23 protein-coding genes, 1 tRNA gene and 1 riboswitch are annotated in these 21,949 nt (G+C 26.6%); of the genes, 20 read left to right on the top strand and 4 right to left on the bottom strand.

The annotated features are described in order from the left end of the window. Positions 1-195: 195 nt before the first annotated feature. The 14 genes from aroF to KYD98_RS05320 all read left to right on the top strand — a co-directional run bounded on the left by aroF (position 196) and on the right by KYD98_RS05320 (position 12,117). A complete protein-coding gene (gene aroF / locus KYD98_RS05255; RefSeq protein WP_219778550.1) occupies positions 196-1,209 on the top strand; it encodes a 3-deoxy-7-phosphoheptulonate synthase in 1,014 nt (337 codons plus the stop codon). A 147-nt stretch (positions 1,210-1,356) separates the two neighbouring features. Further along, the gene (locus KYD98_RS05260; RefSeq protein ID WP_219778551.1) at positions 1,357-1,656 is read left to right on the top strand and encodes a hypothetical protein; all 300 of its coding nucleotides are present in this window, start codon (positions 1,357-1,359) and stop codon (positions 1,654-1,656) included. Positions 1,657-2,077: 421 nt separating this feature from the next. Next, a complete protein-coding gene (locus KYD98_RS05265; protein WP_219778552.1) occupies positions 2,078-3,241 on the top strand; it encodes a 1-propanol dehydrogenase PduQ in 1,164 nt (387 codons plus the stop codon). A 518-nt stretch (positions 3,242-3,759) separates the two neighbouring features. After that, on the top strand, positions 3,760-4,605 hold the full coding sequence (pduB, locus tag KYD98_RS05270) for a propanediol utilization microcompartment protein PduB (RefSeq protein ID WP_258049649.1): 846 nt from the start codon (positions 3,760-3,762) through the stop codon (positions 4,603-4,605). A gap of 142 nt (positions 4,606-4,747) precedes the next feature. Further along, complete coding sequence (locus tag KYD98_RS18385) at positions 4,748-5,308, top strand: BMC domain-containing protein (RefSeq protein ID WP_308462434.1); 561 nt, start codon at positions 4,748-4,750, stop codon at positions 5,306-5,308. 12 nt (positions 5,309-5,320) lie between these two features. Further along, positions 5,321-5,605, top strand: a complete 285-nt coding sequence (pduA, locus tag KYD98_RS05280; protein ID WP_308462439.1) for a propanediol utilization microcompartment protein PduA — start codon at positions 5,321-5,323, stop codon at positions 5,603-5,605. A gap of 170 nt (positions 5,606-5,775) precedes the next feature. After that, positions 5,776-6,054 (top strand): propanediol utilization microcompartment protein PduA, encoded by a 279-nt coding sequence (pduA, locus tag KYD98_RS05285; protein WP_219778554.1) that lies wholly within the window; start codon positions 5,776-5,778, stop codon positions 6,052-6,054. A gap of 25 nt (positions 6,055-6,079) precedes the next feature. Next, complete coding sequence (locus KYD98_RS05290; RefSeq protein ID WP_219778555.1) at positions 6,080-6,736, top strand: phosphate propanoyltransferase; 657 nt, start codon at positions 6,080-6,082, stop codon at positions 6,734-6,736. A gap of 2 nt (positions 6,737-6,738) precedes the next feature. After that, positions 6,739-7,560: an ethanolamine utilization protein EutJ gene (gene eutJ / locus KYD98_RS05295; protein ID WP_219778556.1), complete on the top strand. Its 822-nt coding sequence runs from the start codon at positions 6,739-6,741 to the stop codon at positions 7,558-7,560. Position 7,561: 1 nt separating this feature from the next. Next, positions 7,562-8,404, top strand: coding sequence for a flavoprotein (locus KYD98_RS05300; protein ID WP_308462435.1), 843 nt, complete (start codon positions 7,562-7,564; stop codon positions 8,402-8,404). A gap of 10 nt (positions 8,405-8,414) precedes the next feature. Beyond that, on the top strand, positions 8,415-8,684 hold the full coding sequence (locus tag KYD98_RS05305; protein ID WP_219778558.1) for a EutN/CcmL family microcompartment protein: 270 nt from the start codon (positions 8,415-8,417) through the stop codon (positions 8,682-8,684). Between the two features lie 28 nt (positions 8,685-8,712). Continuing rightward, positions 8,713-10,200: an aldehyde dehydrogenase family protein gene (locus KYD98_RS05310; RefSeq protein ID WP_219778559.1), complete on the top strand. Its 1,488-nt coding sequence runs from the start codon at positions 8,713-8,715 to the stop codon at positions 10,198-10,200. A 17-nt stretch (positions 10,201-10,217) separates the two neighbouring features. Next, complete coding sequence (locus tag KYD98_RS05315) at positions 10,218-11,543, top strand: 4Fe-4S dicluster domain-containing protein (RefSeq protein ID WP_219778560.1); 1,326 nt, start codon at positions 10,218-10,220, stop codon at positions 11,541-11,543. 22 nt (positions 11,544-11,565) lie between these two features. Beyond that, a complete protein-coding gene (locus tag KYD98_RS05320; RefSeq protein ID WP_258049651.1) occupies positions 11,566-12,117 on the top strand; it encodes a BMC domain-containing protein in 552 nt (183 codons plus the stop codon). 164 nt (positions 12,118-12,281) lie between these two features. Here the strand turns inward: KYD98_RS05320 and KYD98_RS05325 are convergent, their stop codons facing one another. Both KYD98_RS05325 and KYD98_RS05330 read right to left on the bottom strand, forming a co-directional pair. Next, positions 12,282-13,484, bottom strand: a complete 1,203-nt coding sequence (locus KYD98_RS05325) for an alanyl-tRNA editing protein (RefSeq protein ID WP_219778561.1) — start codon at positions 13,482-13,484, stop codon at positions 12,282-12,284. A 450-nt stretch (positions 13,485-13,934) separates the two neighbouring features. Further along, positions 13,935-14,090: a hypothetical protein gene (locus KYD98_RS05330; RefSeq protein ID WP_219778562.1), complete on the bottom strand. Its 156-nt coding sequence runs from the start codon at positions 14,088-14,090 to the stop codon at positions 13,935-13,937. Between the two features lie 187 nt (positions 14,091-14,277). Between KYD98_RS05330 and KYD98_RS05335 the strand changes: the two genes are divergently transcribed. The 5 genes from KYD98_RS05335 to KYD98_RS05355 all read left to right on the top strand — a co-directional run bounded on the left by KYD98_RS05335 (position 14,278) and on the right by KYD98_RS05355 (position 20,407). Continuing rightward, on the top strand, positions 14,278-14,700 hold the full coding sequence (locus tag KYD98_RS05335; protein ID WP_219778563.1) for a phosphate-starvation-inducible PsiE family protein: 423 nt from the start codon (positions 14,278-14,280) through the stop codon (positions 14,698-14,700). A gap of 95 nt (positions 14,701-14,795) precedes the next feature. Beyond that, a complete protein-coding gene (locus KYD98_RS05340) occupies positions 14,796-15,068 on the top strand; it encodes a metal-sensing transcriptional repressor (RefSeq protein ID WP_219778564.1) in 273 nt (90 codons plus the stop codon). A gap of 588 nt (positions 15,069-15,656) precedes the next feature. Then, on the top strand, positions 15,657-17,456 hold the full coding sequence (locus KYD98_RS05345; protein ID WP_219778565.1) for a heme NO-binding domain-containing protein: 1,800 nt from the start codon (positions 15,657-15,659) through the stop codon (positions 17,454-17,456). Between the two features lie 163 nt (positions 17,457-17,619). Further along, positions 17,620-17,776, top strand: a riboswitch (SAM riboswitch). A 95-nt stretch (positions 17,777-17,871) separates the two neighbouring features. Continuing rightward, positions 17,872-19,182, top strand: a complete 1,311-nt coding sequence (locus KYD98_RS05350) for a Na+/H+ antiporter NhaC family protein (protein ID WP_219778566.1) — start codon at positions 17,872-17,874, stop codon at positions 19,180-19,182. Between the two features lie 310 nt (positions 19,183-19,492). After that, on the top strand, positions 19,493-20,407 hold the full coding sequence (locus tag KYD98_RS05355; RefSeq protein WP_219778567.1) for an MBL fold metallo-hydrolase: 915 nt from the start codon (positions 19,493-19,495) through the stop codon (positions 20,405-20,407). 124 nt (positions 20,408-20,531) lie between these two features. On the opposite strand, the gene KYD98_RS05360 is transcribed toward KYD98_RS05355, so the two are convergent. Further along, positions 20,532-20,606: transfer RNA gene (locus KYD98_RS05360), tRNA-Cys, on the bottom strand. Positions 20,607-20,866: 260 nt separating this feature from the next. Between KYD98_RS05360 and KYD98_RS05365 the strand changes: the two genes are divergently transcribed. After that, on the top strand, positions 20,867-21,370 hold the full coding sequence (locus KYD98_RS05365) for an ATP-binding protein (RefSeq protein WP_219778568.1): 504 nt from the start codon (positions 20,867-20,869) through the stop codon (positions 21,368-21,370). A gap of 47 nt (positions 21,371-21,417) precedes the next feature. Here the strand turns inward: KYD98_RS05365 and KYD98_RS05370 are convergent, their stop codons facing one another. Continuing rightward, on the bottom strand, positions 21,418-21,780 hold the full coding sequence (locus KYD98_RS05370) for a YccF domain-containing protein (RefSeq protein ID WP_219778569.1): 363 nt from the start codon (positions 21,778-21,780) through the stop codon (positions 21,418-21,420). Positions 21,781-21,949: the final 169 nt, after the last annotated feature.

Below are 21,949 nucleotides of genomic sequence, written 5' to 3' on the forward strand. Positions count from 1 at the left end.
TAGGAAATAAAACAAAAGAGTGAAAATTTGTTTATAATAATGGTATACTATAACTTGTTCAATGGTTAGAAACGAAAGAAAAGATATTATTTGACTATTAGAATATTTTCATGTAGGTTTTAAAAGAAAAATATATGAAAAATTTAATAGATCAATACGCTTTTGGGTTATTTTTATATAGGAGAAAATAGTAAGATGATAATTGTTATGAAATCAGAAGTTACAGAAGAAGAAGTAAAAAAAGTAAAATCATTAATTGAAAAAATAGGATTAGAAAGTAATTTATCTAAAGGAGCTACTAATTATATATTAGGGGTAATAGGTGATACATCTATAATAGATCCTAAAAAAATATTAGCTTTTTCAGGAGTAGATAAAGTAATGAAAATTCAAGAACCTTTTAAGAAGGCTAATAAATTATTTAAGGCCGAAAATACTGTGGTAAAAGTTCAAAACTCAATTATTGGAGGAAAAAATTTAGGAATAATAGCAGGGCCATGCTCTGTTGAAAGTGAAGAACAAATTGTTGAAATTGCAAAGAAGGTAAAAAATGCAGGAGCAAATTTCTTAAGAGGAGGAGCATTTAAGCCTAGAACTTCACCTTACAGTTTCCAAGGATTAGAGTTTGATGGATTAAAATTATTAAAAACTGCAAAACAGGAAACAGGCCTTCCAATAGTGACTGAACTTATGTCTACAGATTATATAGACAAGTTTGTTGAGGATGTAGATGTAATACAAATAGGTGCTAGGAATATGCAAAATTTTGATTTATTAAAACAGGTCGGAAGAACTAAGACACCTATTTTATTAAAAAGAGGATTATCTGCAACAATAGAAGAATGGCTTATGTCAGCTGAATATATAATGTCTGAAGGAAATGAAAATGTAATTCTTTGTGAAAGAGGAATTAGAACATTTGAGACTTACACTAGAAATACTTTAGATTTACAAGCAGTTCCAGCTATTAAAAAGTTATCTCATCTACCTATTATTATTGATCCAAGTCATGCTGGGGGATATGCTTACTTAGTAGAACCTATGGCTAAAGCTTCAGTTATAGCAGGTGCAGATGGACTTATGATAGAAGTGCATAATGATCCTAAAAATGCATTAAGTGATGGACAACAGTCAATTAAACCGGATGAATTTAAAATATTAATGAACAAAGTTAGATCTTTAGCTAAAATAGAAGGAAAAGAAATTTAATATATTTACATATATAATTTTATGATGAGCTTTATATTTAAGTATAAAGCTCATGTTTAAAAGATTTCTGATTCTGTAAAGACATAAAACAAAAGCTGAAAATACGTTTAGTGTATTCTATACGATATATATAAAGAGGTGTTATAAATGGCAAAGAAAAATAGTAGGAATAATGATTTATTAAAAGATACCAAAGGAACAACAAGTCCTAAGATTTATACATTGTTAGTTGATTTAGTAAATGAAGATAAAGAAAAATTGGCAGAAGATGTGTTGAAAATAGATTATTTAATAACATATGCAAGTAATTGCATAAAAGATAAAGATTTTAGAGAAGCAAAAGAGGTTTTAATTATGATAAAAACGAGAATAGATAAGTTAAAAGATGAAGGAGTAAATATCAAATATATAATTTATCTTTATGATAAATTAAAATCTAGATTATAAATGTATTAACTTGATTAGAAGATATATAGATAATAAATACTTAATTTTAATGCTATCACAGGAATAATAAAATTTGTGATAGCATAGTTTATATTAAACCAATTATAAATAATAGAGATTAAATTGTTATAATTTATTAATTCATATTAAAAACATGCAAAACTAAGTTAAAATATTAACATAAAAAATAAAAAATAATTATACAAAATTTTAGAGTTTTGATATAATTAACTCAGAAGATGGAAAATACCATAAAAATAGGTTAAAAAAACATTGAAAACGAATATTTTAAAGATATTTTCTAAATTTTCAAAAAATATACTTGAAATTTTTGTTTATTATGGTACAATCAAACTAATTAGGAATGTTATTATATTAACAAGCAATATATTCTCTAAAATAATATGGGGGTATATAGTAGATGAAAAATTTTAAAATTCCAGCAGAAATATTGTATGATGATGATGCAATACAATATTTGAAAGAATTAAAATCAAAAGGAGTATTTATAGTTACTGATAAAATTATGTATGATCTTGGAGTGACAGATAATGTAACTAATATACTTAAAGAAAATTCTATAAAATATGAAATTTTTACAGAAGTACAACCAGAGCCTACAATGGAAGTAGTCACACATGGATTTAAAAGATTTTTAGATTATGGAGGAGATACTATAATTGCAGTTGGAGGAGGATCAGTAATAGATGCTTCAAAAGCTATGATATATTTTTTAAATGTTTTAAGACAGAAATCTCCTAATACTAATCAACCAAAGCCATTTTTTATAGCTATTCCAACAACAAGTGGGACAGGCTCAGAGGTTACATCATATGCAGTTATAACTGATGCTGAAACTCATACTAAAATACCATTAAAGAGCAATGAAATGTATGCAGATATAGCACTGCTTGATTGGAACTTTACTAAAACTGTACCACCTACAGTAACTGCAGATACAGCATTAGATGTATTAACTCATGCACTTGAGGCATATGTATCAGTAGGAGCTTCTGATTATACAGATGCTTTAGCTAAAAGTGCAATAGAAACTATATTTGAATATGGAGAAAAGGTATATAAAAATGGATTGGATCAAGAAAGTAGAATTAAAATTCATAATGCTTCTTGTATGGCAGGAATTGCATTTGAAAATGCAGGACTTGGAGTAAATCACAGTATAGCACATGCATTAGGAGCAACATTTAAAATAACTCATGGTAGAGCTAATGCAATACTACTACCATATGTTGTAGAATATAATTCTTGTTTATTTGATGAAAATGAATACTATGATTTTAAGACTGCTAAAAGGTATAGTGAGATAGCAAGACTTTTAAATTTACCGCATTCTGATTTTAAAGAAGGAGTAATTATGTTTGTAAAAGCATTAAAAGCATTGTTACAATCTGTAGATATACCAATAGCTATAAAAGATTTAGGTGTTGAAGAATATGCTTTTAAATCTGAACTAAAATCAATGTGTGAAACTGCAATGAAGGATATTTGTACAACAGGAAATCCTAGATTAGCAAGTCAAAAAGGATTAGAAAATGTTTTAATAAAAGCTTTCTATGGAAAATAATATTATTTATTACTAAGCAATATAATTTTTTTTGAAAATATTTGTTAAATAATTAACAGCAATAAAGTGATTATAATGCCATGTTAATTACTATAAAGTATAAAAAGATATTTTTTATTCAATATATTGTTAAAAACTCTAATAAATATAAACAATATATGCTGAAAAATTATTATTCAAGTATTTCTCAAAAAAATTTATATATTTATATTTGAATTAATTGTTCTTTTTTTAACAAAATATAGAGCAGCTTTAAATTATTAATGTACAAGCTAAATATATTGTTAAATTAATCAATTATAAAATCACTAATACTAAATAAGAGAAATTATTAGCTGTTAATTTTATTTAAATTCCTAGTTACATATACTAAAATTATCAACTTAAATGATAAACTGAGTTCTTAGTCTTAGGTGGAATTTTTAAACCATCTGAAACTTAGAAATTTTTATCCAAGAAAATATGTATTTATTATGCAGACAATAATTATAGGATAAATTCTAAGGAGGAGATAAAATTTGAATGACCAGTTAATGAACATGATTATATCAGAAGCATTAAAAAGTGAAGAAAATACAGTTGATAATAAAATATTTGAAAATACTAGAATAGAATCAAACAATAAAATTAAAATTCATGGTACAGAAAATATAAAAAATAATGAATTGAAAGTGGATGATCACACCACTGAATTTGTAGGAACTGCCCTAGGTGATACTATAGGACTTGTTATAGCAAATATTGATTGTTCTTTACTTAACAAAATGAATATTGAAAAGAAATATAAATCAATTGGAATAATAGGAGCAAGAACAGGTGCAGGTGCACAAATAATTTCAGCTGATGAGGCAGTTAAAGGTACTAATGTAGAAGTTATAAATATAGAACTTGCAAGAGATACAAAAGGTGGAGCTGGACATGGAATTTTAATTTTATTTGGTTCAGATGATATTTCTGATGTGAGACAAGCAGTTGAAATAACTTTAAATGATTTAAATAGGACTTTTGGAAATCTTTATATGAATGAATGTGGACATTTAGAATTTCAATATACTGCAAGAGCAAGTTATGCATGCCATAAAGCATTTAAAGCACCTATTGGAAAAGCATTTGGAATAATTGTAGGAGCTCCAGCTGCAATAGGACTTTTAATTAGTGATACAGCTTTAAAATCATCAAATGTTGAAATATTAGAATATTGGTCACCATCATATAAAACTAGTCATACTAACGAATGTGTTACAACTATTTATGGAGATTCAGAATCTGTTAAGCAAGCTATAATATCTGCAAGAGAAATAGGAGTTAAACTTTTATCTAAAATGGGAAGTATACCTATTTCACAAACAGATTCATATATTTAATACACTTATTTAGAACCTAAAATTACAAGCTTAGATTAATTTATAAAAAGTTATATAGGTAAATTTATAAGCTTTAAATTAGACTTATTAAAATAAATATTAATCATAAATAATTAAAGTTCTAACGTAATTAAAGGAGGTGATGAATCTGGAAAGTTTTGCTTTGGGACTTATTGAAACTGTTGGACTTGTAGCAGGAATAGAGGCTGCTGATATAGCTGTTAAATCATCAAATGTAGAACTTATTGGATATGAAAATTCAAAAGGTGGAACAGTTGTGGTTAAAGTTAGAGGAGATGTTGGTGCAGTACAAGCTGCTGTTGAATCAGCTTGTACTTCAGCAAAAATGGTAAATAAAGTTTTAGGGACATCTATTATTCCTAGACCTAATAATCAACTTGAAAAGATGATATTTAATTATGATAATGTTGGACTAAATTCATTAAATGAAAAAAATGATAAAAATCTAGATAATGAAAATATAAAACAAGTAATTTTAAAAACAGGTTCAAGAAAAGAATATAAAGAAGAAAAAACTAATAATACGGAAGAAATAAGAACTTCAGAGTATGATTATCAAAAAATAGAATTAATTAAAGAAAAAAATAAAGTAACGTGTAATTTGTGTATGGATCCAAAGTGCTCAAGAAAAAAAGGAGAGCCAAGGAATTCTTGTATACATTTTAATGATATTAAAAAATAAGAGGAGGATATTATTATGCATGATGCATTAGGAATGGTTGAAACAAAAGGATTGGTAGGAGCTATAGAAGCAGCAGATGCAATGGTAAAAAGTGCAAATGTAACATTAGTAGGATATGAAAAAATAGGTTCAGGATTAGTTACAGTAATGGTAAGAGGAGATGTTGGAGCAGTAAAAGCAGCAACAGATGCAGGAGCAGCAGCCGCACAAAAAATTGGAGAAGTGGTGTCAATTCATGTAATACCAAGACCACATATGGACACAGAAAAATTAATACCTAAAGTAAATGTTGAGTAATTAATTATTAAATTAAAAGATCTATTTTCCAGATTAAAGATAATAATTTTATAAATAACTTATTATTTAGTAAATCTTAAAGTAATTTTAAAATATTTTAATAAATCATTGGTGAGTTAATAATAGAAAGTAAACACTAAAAATTATTAAAAAATAGGGAGGAATTTTATATGAGAGATGCATTAGGAATGGTTGAAACAAAAGGATTGGTAGGGGCTATAGAAGCAGCAGATGCAATGGTGAAAAGTGCAAATGTAACATTAGTAGGATATGAAAAAATAGGTTCAGGATTAGTTACAGTAATGGTAAGAGGAGATGTTGGAGCAGTAAAAGCAGCAACAGATGCAGGAGCAGCAGCCGCACAAAAAGTTGGAGAAGTGGTGTCGATTCATGTAATACCAAGACCACACATGGATACAGAGAAAATTTTACCACAAGCTAATGCTTAATATAAGAAAGGGGTAGAGGTTTCACATGGTTCAAGTAGATATAGAAAAAATTGTACTAGCTGTTACAAATGCAGTACTAAAAGAATTGAATAAATATGATGATAGCTTAATACCCGTAGGAATCTCCAATAAACATATTCATCTTGGTCTAAGAGAACTTGAGGCATTATTTGGAAAGGGATATAAACCTAATATAAAGAAAGAATTAAAACAACCAGGACAATATGCTTATGATGAAACAGTTGAAGCAATTGGGCCAAAAGGATATTTTGAAAGAATAAGAGTACTTGGACCATTAAGAGAATCTACTCAATTAGAAGTTTCAATATCTGATGAGATTAGGCTTGGAATAGATGCCCCAATAAGACAATCAGGTAAACTTAATGGCACTCCAGGAATATTATTAAGGGGTCCTAAAGGTGAAATTAAAATAGATAGTGGTGTAATTGTTGCTTCAAGACATATTCATTTATCTTCAGAGTATGCAAATAAGTATGGATATAGAGATGGAGAAATGGTAAGTGTAACAAGTTATGGTCCAAGAAAGTTAACTTTTCACAATGTAATAATTAGAGTTTCGGATGATTTTGTCCCTGAGATGCACATTGATATTGAAGAAGCAAATGCTTCAGGATTAAAAAATGGAGACAGAATAAAAATAACCAAAGTTGAAGGGGTTTAGCTATGAGTTTATTTGATAAAAATGAGAAGTTAGATGTTTTCTATAATTTAATAAAGGATGAGCAATTCCGTGAATATAACAATAATATAAAAGCTGGAGTCGATTTAGGTACAGCAAATATTGTATTTTCTGTAGTCGATGAATTTGATAATCCAGTTGCAGGTGCATCATATTCAGCATCTGTTGTAAAAGATGGTCTAGTAGTAGATTACATTGGTGCAATAGAGATTGTTAGAAATTTAAAATCTAAAGTAGAGAAAATTTTAGGTAGAGAAATAAAGTATGCTTCGACAGCTATTCCACCAGGTACTTTGAATGGTAATGTAAAGGCAATAGCAAATGTCTTAGAGGCAGCAGATATAGAAGTAGTTAGTATAGTTGATGAACCAACAGCGGCAGCTGCGGTTCTTGGAATTACTGATGGTGCAGTTGTTGATGTAGGTGGGGGAACAACTGGAGTAAGCATTTTAAAAGATGGTAAGGTATTATATACTGCTGATGAGCCTACTGGAGGAACTCATATGAGTTTAGTTATTGCAGGAAATTATAATATATCTTTTGAAGAAGCAGAAAAAATTAAAAAGGATCCTAATAGAGAAAAGGATAATTTCTTGCTTGTAAAGCCTGTTATAGAAAAGATGGCTCATATAGTTAAAAGGCATTTAGAAGGATATGATGTTAAAAAGATATATGTTGTTGGAGGTGCTTGTAGCTTTAGTGAATTTGAAAATGTATTTAAAAAAGTTATAGGTATTGAAACAATAAAACCAAGTAGGCCTTTGTTAGTTACACCTTTAGGTATTGCTGTTAGCTGCATTAAGTGAGGTGAAAAAGTTGAATTTTGATGAACTTGTTAAGGTAGTTTTAAAAGAAGTAATGAATCAAATAGGTGATAAAGCTACTTATAAAAATAGTAAAAAAGCAATTGTATTTTTTACAGGTACTCCTATTGGAGTAGAAGAAAGTATTATTCAAGTAAAAAAACTTAAATATCGAGGTATAAGTTTCAGGGCAGTTTTATCAGAAGCATCATTAAATATACTTGATATGAATATGATAAATGATATTTTTGGTAAAGAAAATATATATGTTGATGGAAATCATAGTAACAATAAAAAATTATATGAAGAAGATTTTGAATTATTAATAGGGGCAAACTTAAGCACAAATTCTTTAGCTAAAATAGCAAATGGCATTGGAGATACTTTACCTACAGCACTTATATCAAAATGTATTTTAAATGGAACCCAAATTATAATTTCGAAAGATGCAATTGATTTAAAAATGTTAAATATAAATGGAAAAGTACCAATTCCATATATAAATATGATTAAAAGATATTTAGAGATGCTTGAATCATATGGAATAGAATTATTAAATTCAAAAGATTTATTTGATTTTGTAATTAATAATGAATGTGTAAGAAATATTTTGGAAAGTGATGATGTTGATAATAAAATATCAATTAATAATTCTATATATAAGTCTCAGTGTACTGATGCACAAGAAACATCTTTTAAATGTAAAATAAGTAAAAAAGTTATTTCTAGAGAGGATATTGTTTCAAATTCAGAAAGTAAAAATATTGTAATTCCAAGTAATGCAATAATTACAGCACTTGCAAAAGATTTAATTGATGAACTTGGAATACAAATTATAAAAAGGTAGGTACAAAAATATGTATTTAGCAAAAGTAGTTGGAGTAGTTGTTGCTACAACTAAAAATGAGGGACTAGTAGGTAAAAAGATATTAGTGGTACAACCTTTAAATACAGATTATGATCCAGTAGGAGAAAGTGAAGTAGCAATAGATTCTGTTGGAGCAGGTTGTGGAGAAGTTGTATTGGTAACAAGCGGTGGATCAGCACGTCAGGTGTTTAATAATCAAGATACACCTATAGATAAGGCGATTGTAGCTATCGTAGATAGCGTTGAGGTAAATAATTAATAAATAGAAAAGTAGGGGGAACGATTTAATGAATGATTTTAATATGATTGATATAGAAAGTATAGTTAAAAATGTTGTCAAAGAACTTACAGGAAATACTCAAGTTGCTGCGTCAGTTGGAACAGAATCTACAGCTAAAAATCCAATTGCAGATATAGAAAAGAAAATAATGGACATTGCAAATTTGAATATGGCTTCAGAAGGAGAGTTTGGTGTATTTGATAATATGAATGATGCTATTGAGCATGCATGGTTAGCAGAACAAGAGTACAGAAAAGTTGGGTTAGACAAAAGAACTCAAATAATTGAAGCGTTTAAAGATGAAGTTAGAAAAAATGTAGAAGAAATATCTAGAAGAACATTTGAAGAAACTGGTATGGGAAGATATGAAGATAAAGTACTTAAAAACAACCTTGCCTTAGATAAAACTCCTGGAGTAGAAGATCTTGAAGCAGGTGTTAAAACTGGTGATGGAGGATTAACTCTTTATGAAATGTCTCCGTTTGGAGTTATAGGAGCTATTGCACCATCAACAAATCCAACAGAAACAATAATAAATAATGGTATATCTATGCTTGCAGCTGGAAATACAGTTGTATTTTCACCACATCCAGGAGCAAAAGATGTTTCAGTATTTATTATCCAACTTATTAATAAAGCAATAGAAAAAGTAAATGGACCTAAAAATCTTATTGTTACTGTTAGAAAGCCAAGTATTGAGAGTACAAATATAATGCTTAGTCATCCAAATATTAATATGATTTGTGCTACTGGTGGTCCTGGTATAGTTAAAATAGCATTGTCAAGTGGTAAAAAAGCTATAGGTGCAGGTGCTGGTAATCCTCCAGTAGTAGTTGATGAAACTGCTGATATAGAAAAAGCAGCTGTTGATATAATAGATGGGTGCAGTTTTGATAATAATTTACCATGTATTTGTGAAAAAGAAGTAATAGTAGTTGATAAAGTAGCTGATTACTTAAAGACATGTATGTCAAAATACTGTGCTATAGAAATAACTGATAAAAATGTAATTAAACAATTAGAAAAATTAGTATTAACTGAAAATGGAACTGTTAATAAAAAATTTGTTGGAAAAAATGCTGATTATATTATGAGTCATTTAGGAATTAATATAGATCCAAGTATAAGAGTAGTTTTTGCAGAAGTTGATAAAGATCATCCATTTGCAGTTGAAGAGCTTATGATGCCAATACTTCCTATAATTAGAGTTAGAAATATAGATGAAGCGATAGATTTAGGCGTTAAACTTGAACATGGAAACAGGCATACAGCTATAATGCACTCAAAACATATAGATAACTTAAGTAAATTTGCTAAAGCTGTACAAACAACTATATTTGTTAAAAATGCACCTTCGTATGCAGGAATTGGTTATGGTGCAGAAGGACATGGAACATTTACTATTGCTGGACCAACAGGTGAAGGCTTAACATCTGCAAAAACATTTACAAGAAAAAGAAGATGTGTAATGGTAGATAATTTCTCTATTAAATAGAATTGGAGATGAGATTTGTGGAAAAAAGCTTTATAGATTTAATAAAAGATGGTGGGTTAATTGGCGCTGGTGGTGCAGGATTTCCAACTCATGTGAAATTAAATGCTAAAGTAGAGTATGTTATTGTTAATGGTGCAGAATGTGAACCGTTACTTAAAGTAGACCAACAGTTAATGGATCAAAAAGCAAGTGAACTTTTATATGCATTAAATAAAATAGTAGATGAAACTGAGGCAAAAAAAGGGGTCGTTGCCTTAAAAAGGAAATATAAAGCTGCTATAAATCATTTAAATGAAAAAATTGGAGAATATCCAAAATTAGAGCTGTTTGAACTTGGTAATTTCTATCCAGCAGGTGATGAACAAGTCACCGTTTATGAAGTTACTAAAAGGGTAGTACCTGAAGGTGGTATTCCATTAAATGTTGGAGTTATAGTTATTAATGTTGAAACATTACTTAATGTATATAACGCACTTAAAGGAAAACCTGTTACAGATAAATATTTAACTATAACTGGCGAAGTTAAAAATCCTATTACAGTAAAAGTACCTATAGGAATTTCTGTAAGACAAGCTCTTGATTTAGCTGGAGGAACTTTAATAGATGATTTTGAAATTATTGATGGTGGTCCTATGATGGGCAAATTAATAGAAAATATAGATAGACCTATAAAGAAAAATACAAAAGGTTTAATAGTAATACCTAAAAATCATAATATAGTATTATCAAAGAAAAAAAATATTCAGTCTATGTTAAAGCAAGCAAGAGCAGCATGTTGTCATTGTTCTATGTGTACGGAAGTATGTCCAAGACACTTACTAGGACATAAAATGGAACCAGATAAAATGATGAGAATTGCAAGCTATGGAGGAACATGTAGCAAAGATATATTGCCAACTACAGCTTTTTTATGTAGTGAATGTGGACTTTGCGAACAGGTATGTGTTATGGGACTTCAACCATGGAAATTAAATAACTTTTTTAAAGGTGAATTAGCTAAAAATGGAATAAAAAATCCTAACCATAATGCACCGGAAAAATCAGATGATTTTAGAGAGTATAGAAAATTTCCAGTTCATAAACTTAAACAAAGATTAAATATTGAAAAATACGATGTTGAAGCGCTTCTTCAAGACAGTGAATATGACTTTTCAGAGGTAGTAATTTTAAGATCACAACATATAGGTGCTAAGACAGAACCTGTTGTTAAAGTTGGAGATAATGTAGAAAAAGGAGATCTTATTGGAGATATTGATAGTGATAAATTAGGAGCTAAAATCCATGCTAGTATAAGTGGAATAATAAAAGAAATTACAGATGATAGTATTGTTATATCTAGGTAAGATTTAATGGGAAGGAGAAAGAATGATGAAAAGATCTATTGGATTACTAGAATTTAAAAGTATAGCAAAAGGAATTCAAGCAGCCGACGAAATGGTTAAATCAGCAAATGTAGAATTGACATTATCAACCCCAATGTGTCCTGGAAAATATATAGTAATAATAGCAGGTGATGTAGGTGATGTAACAAATGCTGTAAATGTTGGTAGAGAAGTTGGAGAGAATTATCTTATAAGCGATTATATTATAGCAAGTGTACATGAAAAAGTATTCCCAGCAATAACAGCTACATCTGATTTAAATCAAATATCTTCAATAGGTATTATAGAAACTATATCTGCTGTTGCGTCTGTAATTGCAGGAGATACAGCTTTAAAAGCAGCAAATGTGGAATTGTTAGAAATAAGGATAGCAAGAGGTCTTGGTGGAAAAGGCTATACAATACTTACAGGAGAGGTATCAGCAGTTAAAGCCGCAGTAGAAGCAGCTGAAACTAAACTTGCAGAAAGCGGAGATATCATAGGTACAGTGGTATTACCATCTCCAGCAAAAGAATTAATTCAAACATTATTATAAGATAAACTTATAATTATATATAATGAAAAAGAATTAAAAAAAATCAACCTTTAGAGTTGTAGTAGAGATAGTGGTTGATTTTTTATAATATTCTTCTTTAAAATTAAATATTAGTATAATCTATATTTGAATATAATTTAGTAAAACAGAAAGACCCTTTTTTATTAAAGAAAGTTATTTTTTACTTTATTAAATGCATAATCTAATGTACCATCTAAATTAGAATTGTTTTTTCCAGCCCCTTGTGCTAAAGTCTGACTTCCGCCACCTTTGCCATCTATAAGGCTTATTGCATCTTTTAATATTTCACCCATATTTAAAGTATTTAAATTTTTAGAACATGAAAATATAAGGTTTGCTTTTTCATTAGAATGTATAGCAATAAGAGTAATTATATTTTCAAATTCAGTAAGCTTAGATACTAGATTGTTTACATATTTAATATTTTGGTTAGTATAAATGGATTTTATAATTTTAATATCTCCAATTTTATAAGCATTTTCAATCATATCTTTAATTTCATATCTAGACAATTCAATTCTTAATTTTTTATTTTCTTCATTAGTTTCTTTTAGATTGTTACTTAAATTTTTTATTCCATTTATTGCTTCGTATTCATTACAATTTAAATATTTACATATTGAACTTGTAAATTCATCTTTTAAGAAGGAATCCTGTACAGCTTTTTCACCAGCTAAAAACTCAATTCTAGTACCTTGTTTATGTTTTTCATATTTTTTTATTTTTATAAGTCGTAAATCTAATGTAGAACTTGGATGAACTCCACAACAAGCGACCATATCTAAATCACCAATTTTTACGACTCTGATTTCTTCATTTGTATTGGGTAATTTTCTTCTGAGATTAATATTTTTTAGTTCTCTTTTTGTTGGAGTTAAAAATTCAACTTTTAAAGCTTCAGATATCACATTATTAGCAAATTCTTCACACTCTTTAATTTGTTCTTCTGTTAAACGTGCATTAAAGTCTATAGTACTAATTTCACTTCCGTGATGTACAGCAATAGTGTTTATATTAAAAAGCTTAAAGATGCATGCAGACAAAACGTGTTGTGCTAAATGTTGATTCATACCATTAGATCTTCTTTTCCAATCTAAAGAGCATTTAACTTTATGTATTTTTATAGGTTTCTTTTCTAATACATGATATATAAGTTTGTCTTTTTCATATACATCTAAAACTTCAATTTCTTCGATTTTTCCTAAATCACAATATTGGCCTCCACCACCAGGGAAGAAAGCTGTTTTATCTAAAACAACATGAAACTTACCATGTAGTTCTTCAATTTTTTCAATTTCTGCTGTAAAAGTTTTTAAATATTGATTTTGATAAAATAGTTTTTCCATTATTATTTCTCCTAAATATATCCGTGTGATTATATTAAACGGATTGAATTGTATTATTTGGCTGTATTTTAAATTATTATTTAATTATAAATACTAATTTAAATATATTTTTATATTTACTAATTATCTTAAAAATATTATATCAGTTAATAACAATAAAGTAAGTAATTTAATAAATAAATTTAATAATTTATAACAATATTAGTATTAATTTGATAACTTTTAAGCAAAGAGAATATTGAAAGAATGGTAAAAGTTTTAAATTTAATCTATTACACATTATTTAGTCTTGTTATTTATTTTTTAGATTAGATTATTGAAGAAGTTTATTGTTTTTATAAAAAACATAAATTAAAAAGAGAGAATAAAGATGAGGACTATCTTAAAATTACTTTAATAATTTAAGATAGTCCTATCTAGATTATTATATTACTATTAATATTTTATTATTTAAAATCCTTTCTTTTTAGCATCAATTCCACTTTCATTTAATGCAGGTTGTTCTAAAGTAGTATTAAAGCTACTTTTAGCTGTTTGTCCTTGTGTTTTGTTACCATTTTTTAAATAATTTTTTTCTGAATATACCTTCTTATTTTGACTATGCAAAACAATCATCTCCTTAAAATTTAATATACTTATAGTATTATCAAAATTTTAATTATTAAAATGGTTATTTATACAAGAAATTCAATAAGCAAGAAGCAAAATTTAATATATATTGTAAACTAAAATACTTTTGATATAATTTTAGTTAATAGTGCAAAATAAAGAAAAAATTATAATAGGGGGAAATATGAAAAGATTAAATAGTAAGGAAACATATTTAAAAATAGCACATTTTTTTGAAATAATATTGGCTATAGTAGTTATGTTGTTAGTTTTTTTATCAATTATTGATATAGTAAGAAATATATGGGAAATGTTTGTGGTTAATAGTTCTACAGTTGTAAAATATCAAGAGATAAATGATTTATTAGGACAAATATTTTTACTTATAATAGGAATAGAATTAGTTATAATGTTATCTCTTCATACACCAGATACTATTGTAGAGGTTTTATTATATGCTATAGCTAGAAAACTTTTATTACTACCCAAAAATGGTGCAATGGCAGAGTTATTATTAGGAGTTATTGCAATTGGAGGATTATTTATGATAAGAAAATATTTAATAAATAATAATTCTAAAAAAAACAATATATTAAATAATAAATAAATGTTATTCACTATATTTTATTAAACAATATATAATATAGTAATATAGTTTAATAAAACAACTAAATTTTTTGTAAACAATTAATAGGAGGTAATTTGGAAGAGAATATTATTTATAGTGAAGCTTATATTATAAAAATACTATTAATGATAATAAGACATGCTGAGATATTAGAAAATATTTATTGTAAAGAAGATATCGATAATAAAATATTAATAAAAATAGCATCCTTTAAATCACTATTAAATAATACTGGTAAGATAATATTAAAATCTCATATGTCAAATTGTATAGAGCAATTAGTTAAAAATAATAATCAGGACTCTATTACGAAACTTAATGATGTAATAGAGAAGATTTTAAAATAATTATTATATTTTTAGTTTATAAAAGAGTTAACTTAAAATAACTTTTAATGTTTTTTAAGTTAACTTTTTTATTTTTAAATATTATAAAAAGTTTGAATTTAGGATTCATATACGTATAAAAAATCCTAGAAGAGTTTTCCCAATGGAAGAAATATATGAGCAGGTTTGGAATGAAGATACTATTAATTTAAAGTAATAATTGAATTTAAGAAATAAATAATTAAAGAATAGGATAAGCAAATTAAAACAATAGTTAGTAAAAATTTCAATTATTACTAAAATACAAACGTTAATGTAAAATACCTTTATAAAATATAAAACACAATAAAAAAAATAACAACAATCAATAACATATCACACAAAAAAATATATATAAGAGTACGTTTTAATAAAACATAGCCAAATAAAAAAATAGAAAATTATACTTATACTTTTTAAGTGTATTTTTACATTAAAAAGTATAAGTATAAATAATAATATTATCTTATTAATAAAACTGTATTATTGTATAATTAAGAGGTATAATTAATATAGATTATAATTAAATAACAATTATTACTTTGTAAATAAATTAGGAGGTATATAGTAATGAAAGGAACAGTTGTAGCAACGTGGATGAAAACTAATAGAAAACTATTTGGAAATTCAACTGTTGATAAAGCGATGGATTATGTTGGATGGGGAAGTAATAAAATATTTTCACCTATTGAAAATATTGATGATCAAGAAGTTAAAAAAATAATGTCATATATAGCTAAGGAACAAAATATGGAAGTTGGTATACTTTGGAGAAAAATAGGACAAGATAATATACAATCATTTAGCAAAGATTATCCAGCATTTTTTAGACATGATAATTTATACTCATTTTTAAAATCTATGTTTGATGTCCACATAGTAATGACAAAAAAGTTTAAGGGAGCAAAGCCACCTTTAGTTTTAATTGAGCCTATATCAAATAAGGAAGCTATATTTAGTTATAATTCTTCTAGGGGAATGTTTGATTATTTTCTTGGAATGTTAGAAGGAGCCTGTGAATATTTTAATGAAAAAGTGGAAAAAGAAGAATTATCAAGAACTAATACTGAATTGAAGATTAAGCTTACTTTTGATAAAGATATATATTATAATAAAAAGTATTTTTTTAATAATTTACTTTCTCTTGGATTTATTAAAAATTTTGGAGGGAAAGCAGGAATCTTTACATTTTTAATATCAGGAATAGTTATGATACCTATGTTGGGGATAGATCAAATATTTAAAGCATTAATTGGAAGTGTTGTATCTGGGATAGGAGCATTTTGTGCTGTTTCATTAATGATGTCTCCTGTTAATTTAATAAAAGAAGAAATTGGTAGAATCATAAATAATCAATATAATATTGATGGACAAGTTACAACAAATGATTTTTTTGAAGACATATATAATTTAATTAAAAATCATAAAAATGTTATACAAGCAGATTTTGTTGGCTTTAAAGGCGTTACAGATGAAATGAATACTTTTGTAAATAATATAAATACAATCTCTGATTCAATGGATCATACATCTAGTGAAATAGGAGGTGTTGTTGAACAGGTTGCAGATGGTGCTGTTATGCAAGCTCAAAATACAGATAATGCAGTACAAGCACTTAATGGAAATATTCAAGCATTAAAACTTATAGTAGAAAATGAAAATACTAATAAATCTCAACTTGAAGATGCAATGGAAAAGATAAATAATAGTTATGAAAATGTAGAGAGTACTAGTAAAAATATTTTAAAGTCTTTAGATACATTTAATAAAGTTAAAGATAAAGGTACACGCCTTGAAATAAAGGCAAAAGATATAACTAGTATAGTGTCTATAGTTTCTGGAATATCTGAACAAACTAATTTACTTGCTTTAAATGCATCTATTGAAGCAGCAAGAGCTGGAGAACAAGGAAGAGGATTTGCAGTTGTAGCTGAATCAATAAGAAATTTAGCAGAACAGTCAAAAGATGCAGTAGAAGAAATAAATTCTAATTTAAAACAATTTGTAAATGAGATAAAAGCATTGGTAGGAGATATAGAAGTGCAATATGATTTGTTAGAAAAACAAACAGATAGCTTAGGTATTGTAAGAAACATAAGTTTCGAAGCAAATAAATCAGTACAAAGTGTAGCTACTTCTATGATAGAAACTATAAATAAATTAAATACTGAATCACATTCTATAGCTAATGTTTATGATAGCATAGAGTCATTAGCTGCTATTGCACAAGAAAATTCAGCATCTTCAGAGGAAGTAAGTGCTAATGTAATAAATTATACTAATGAAATAAAAAAACTTATAGATAATATACATGATTTTAAAGGAATTACTGAAAACTTTAAAAATGATTTAGAAAAATATAAAATTTAATTATTTATAAAGTTAGTTATATTGTATAAATAATAATATATAAGTTTTGCTTAAATTATTATTTTAGTTAATAAACATAAAGATTAATAAAATAATATTAGCAAAGTAATATTATTTTATATTGACATTGCTTAATTATATTGTTAAAATTATAAAAAAGAATAGCTTATCGAGAGTGGTGGAGGGACTGGCCCTATGAAGCCCAGCAACCTACTTTAATTTAGTAGTTAAATTATTATTACTATTAAGTAATAATTTGTTTTTTAATATTTAAAATTACTTAAATTAGAAGCGTGGTGCCAAATCCTGTTAGATAAGAAGTTTAATATAATATATGAATATATAAATAAAGCTTCACTATGGGTTGAGGCTTTTCTTTTTTGCTTAAAATTAATAGTACAAGGAGAGAATATCAATGAAGAAAGATGTAAATATAAAAGCACTATTACCATTATTAATTTTTTTAATAGTATATGTTGGTGTATCTTTGGTAGCTGGTGATATGTATGCTGTATCAGTAATAATTCCTTTTTTAGCTTCAGCAGTTACTGCATTAATAATGAACAAAGAAAAAAACTTAAATCAAAAATTAGATATATTTTGTAAAGGCGCAGGAGATAATAATGTTATTCTAATGATATTAATATTTATACTAGCAGGAGCATTTGCTCAAGTTGCAAAAGATATGGGTGCAGTAGATTCTACTGTAAACTTAGGATTATCAATATTACCAAGTAATTTATTAATTGTTGGTTTATTTTTAATAGGATGCTTTATAGCACTTTCAGTTGGAACATCTATGGGGACTATAGTTGCCTTAGTCCCAATTGCTGTTGGTATAGCAGATAAAACTGGAGTAGCAGTAGCAATTGCAGTAGGGTCTGTTGTTAGTGGAGCAATGTTTGGGGATAATTTATCAATAATTTCTGATACAACTATAGCTGCAACAAGAACTCAAGGATGTAATATGAGAGATAAATTTAAAATGAATTTTAGAATTGTACTTCCAGCTGCAATAATAACAACTATAATTTTTGGTATATTAACAAAAAATGCATCAGCTGGTGATATACAAAAATTAGAATATAGTTTAATTAAAATTATACCATATATTGCAGTTATAGCATCAGCATTAATGGGATTAAATGTTGTAGTAGTCTTATTTGGTGGAATAGTTATTGCAGCAGTTATCGGATTTGCTTACGGTACATTTAATGTTATAGGATTATGTAGTTCAATTTCAAACGGAATAGCTGGAATGAGTGAATTAATAATTATATCGTTATTAATAGCTGGAACAATAGCTTTAATTAAAGAGAATGGTGGAATAGAATATATATTGACTAAAGGATTAAAGAAATTTAAGAATAAAAGAAATGCAGAGTTTGGAATAGCTACTTTAGTTAGCTTAGTAGATATATGTACTGCAAATAATACTATAGCAATAGTAACTGTAGGACCAATAGCTAAAAATATTTCAGATGAATTTGATTTAGAACCTAAAAGAGTTGCAGGAATAATGGATATGTTTTCTTGTGTTTTTCAAGGAATAATTCCATATGGAGCCCAATTAATTTCTGCAGCAGGTTTAGCAGCAATATCACCTTTTGCTATAATGCAATATTTATTTTATCCTTATCTAATGGGCGTATGTGCAATAATATCAATAGTATGGTATCACAGAAATGAGTCTGAAAATTTAACATTAAAAGAAGAAATATCTTAAATTTAAAAATATACAATGTACAGCTAGTAAGCAAGAGTAAAATCTTAAGCTTACTAGCTTTTTTAGTGTGGATATGAAAGTAGAATTTGAATAACGTGTTATCTTTTTAATAAGTTAGAGTATAATTTTTTTTGTATAAATAATTTATTGGTTAATATATATAAGTACTTAATATAGTACTTTTTCTAGTAATTAAGTTATAATTATACTTATAAACTAAATTTAATATAAATTTATCTTGTAATATATTTAGGAAAGGAGCATTTAGTATTTTAGTGTTATTTAGCTTGTAAAATACTAAAGATAATTTATGAACATAAAAAGAGTAAAAGGAAATACATTTTGTATAGATACAGGAATGACAAATATTCCTTTTTACAAAATTACTGAAGAAAAAATAATTATGTTAGATTCAGGATGGATAAAAGAAAGAGAAGGTATTGAACAAATTTTGAGTGAAAACAATTTTAAAGTGGAAAGTATATTATGTACTCATGCTCATATCGACCATATAGGTAATAATACATATTTAAAAGAAAAATACAATTGCATTATTTCTATGCCAGCATATGAAGCGCTTGTATGTACGTCTAATGTTAATTTAAAACTTTATTATAATAGCCCAACATTATTAGAGGCAGAAAAACATTTTGGACATATGGTCTGTGAAACTGATATTATAATTTCTAATGAAATGAATGAAATTTGTATTAATGATGTTAAATTTAAAATTATTCATACTCCAGGTCATAGTCCTGAACATATATGTATTATAACTCCTGATAATGTAGCATATTTAGGAGATGCTCTTATAAGTTATGAAGTTATGAAAAGTGCAAAAATGCCATATGCACTTATATTAAGCGAGGATTTAAAAAGTAAAGAAAAACTTTATACTCTTAAGTGCAGTCATTACATAGTATCACATAAAGGAATATATAAACATAATGAAGTTAAAAAACTTATAAGTGATAATATAGATTTTTATGAAAATAGAGCAGAAAGTATATATAAAATTATATATGGAAAAATGACATTTGAAGAAATTTTTAAAACAGTAGTTAAAAAGTTTAATATTCCAGTAAGAACGCAATATAAGTATTTTATATTGGAAAGGATGCTTAAATCATATGTTGAATATTTAAATGAAAGAGGATATTTAGAACTTAATATTGAAGATGGATTTCTTAAATACTCAAAATCTATAAAAGAAGAAGGGATCTAAAGAATATCAAATTAAAATTTTTTTATAATAGCACTTAGTTGTATATTAAATTAATAAGTAAATTATACAAAAATCAAAAAGTTAGTAAACAAGGTGAAATCCCCAAGTTTACTAACTTTTATTATGGAGGCACCACCCAGATTTGAACTGGGGAATAAAGGTTTTGCAGACCTCTGCCTTACCACTTGGCTATAGTGCCAGATAATTATATTCACTAATATAATTGAATTTCTCTATATAATTATATTAGCAATTTTATTAAAAATTGTTACAAAAATATTAATAATATACATTTTTAAAATTCTTTTAATCTTAACTTTACATTACCCAAAATAAAAAATAAAATATAGTTATAATAAATTAGATAAAATAATAAATGAAAAAATTGAATATATTTTAAAATAAAATTTATTATATATATATTTAAAGTTGAGTATGTTAATGTAAGGGGGGTGAATTATGATTAAGAAACTTATAATAATAAATGGAACTATGGGAGTTGGAAAAACTACTGTAAGTAAAAGTTTATATAAAGCTTTGCCTAATTCAGCTTGGCTTGATGGTGATTGGTGTTGGATGATTAATCCTTTTACTGTAAATGAAGAAAATAAAGAAATGGTTATAAAAAATATATCTTATATGTTAAATAGCTTTCTAGAAAATTCATCTATTCAATATATAGTGTTTAACTGGGTTATTGATACTGATGAAATTATGAATTTAATATTAGACAATTTGTTTACAAAATCATTTTATCTTTACAAAATCACTTTAATATGTTCTAAGAATGAACTCATAAGAAGAGTTGGTTTAGATATATTAGATGGAAAAAGGGAAAAAGATAGTCTTAATAGAAGTTTAGAAAGATTAACATTATATTCTAAAATGGATACAATTAAATTAGATACTACATTAAAAAATATAAATAAAATTGTAAATGAAATTAAAAGTTTAATAGAATAAGTGTATGAAAGTGCAAATTTATATTGTACTTTTATACACTTATTTATTTATCTAACTTCTTTTCCAAATGGCATTAGTGATAATTTAGCAAGTTTTAAAGATTGGACAGCAAATGGTATTCCAATTATTGTAATACATAAGAAAAATGCACTTATAAGATTAGCTATACAAAGAGCTAATCCTCCAAATATAATCCACAATATATTTAATAAAAAACTAGTAGCACTATTATCTGTTTCTACAATCTCTTTTCCAAAAGGAGCAAGCTGTAATCCAGCCATTTTAAAACATTGAAGACCAATAGGGATACCTACTATAGTTATGCACCAAACGATTCCTGTAAAAAACCATCCAATAGCATTAATAAAGCCTCCAAAAATAAACCAAATAATATTCCCTAAACAACTCATTAATAATACCTCAAATCTATTTATATATTTTTCTAGTATATTATACTAAAATTTTATAAAAATAGTATCTTAAATTATATTATTTAAGATTAACTTAAGATAAAAAAATATCTTCCTTATTGATTAGTACAGAAAAAGTGAGTTACTGATAGTAGTTGAAGTAAATTTA

The organism is Clostridium weizhouense (assembly GCF_019431045.1).
Lineage (GTDB): Bacteria > Bacillota > Clostridia > Clostridiales > Clostridiaceae > Clostridium > Clostridium weizhouense.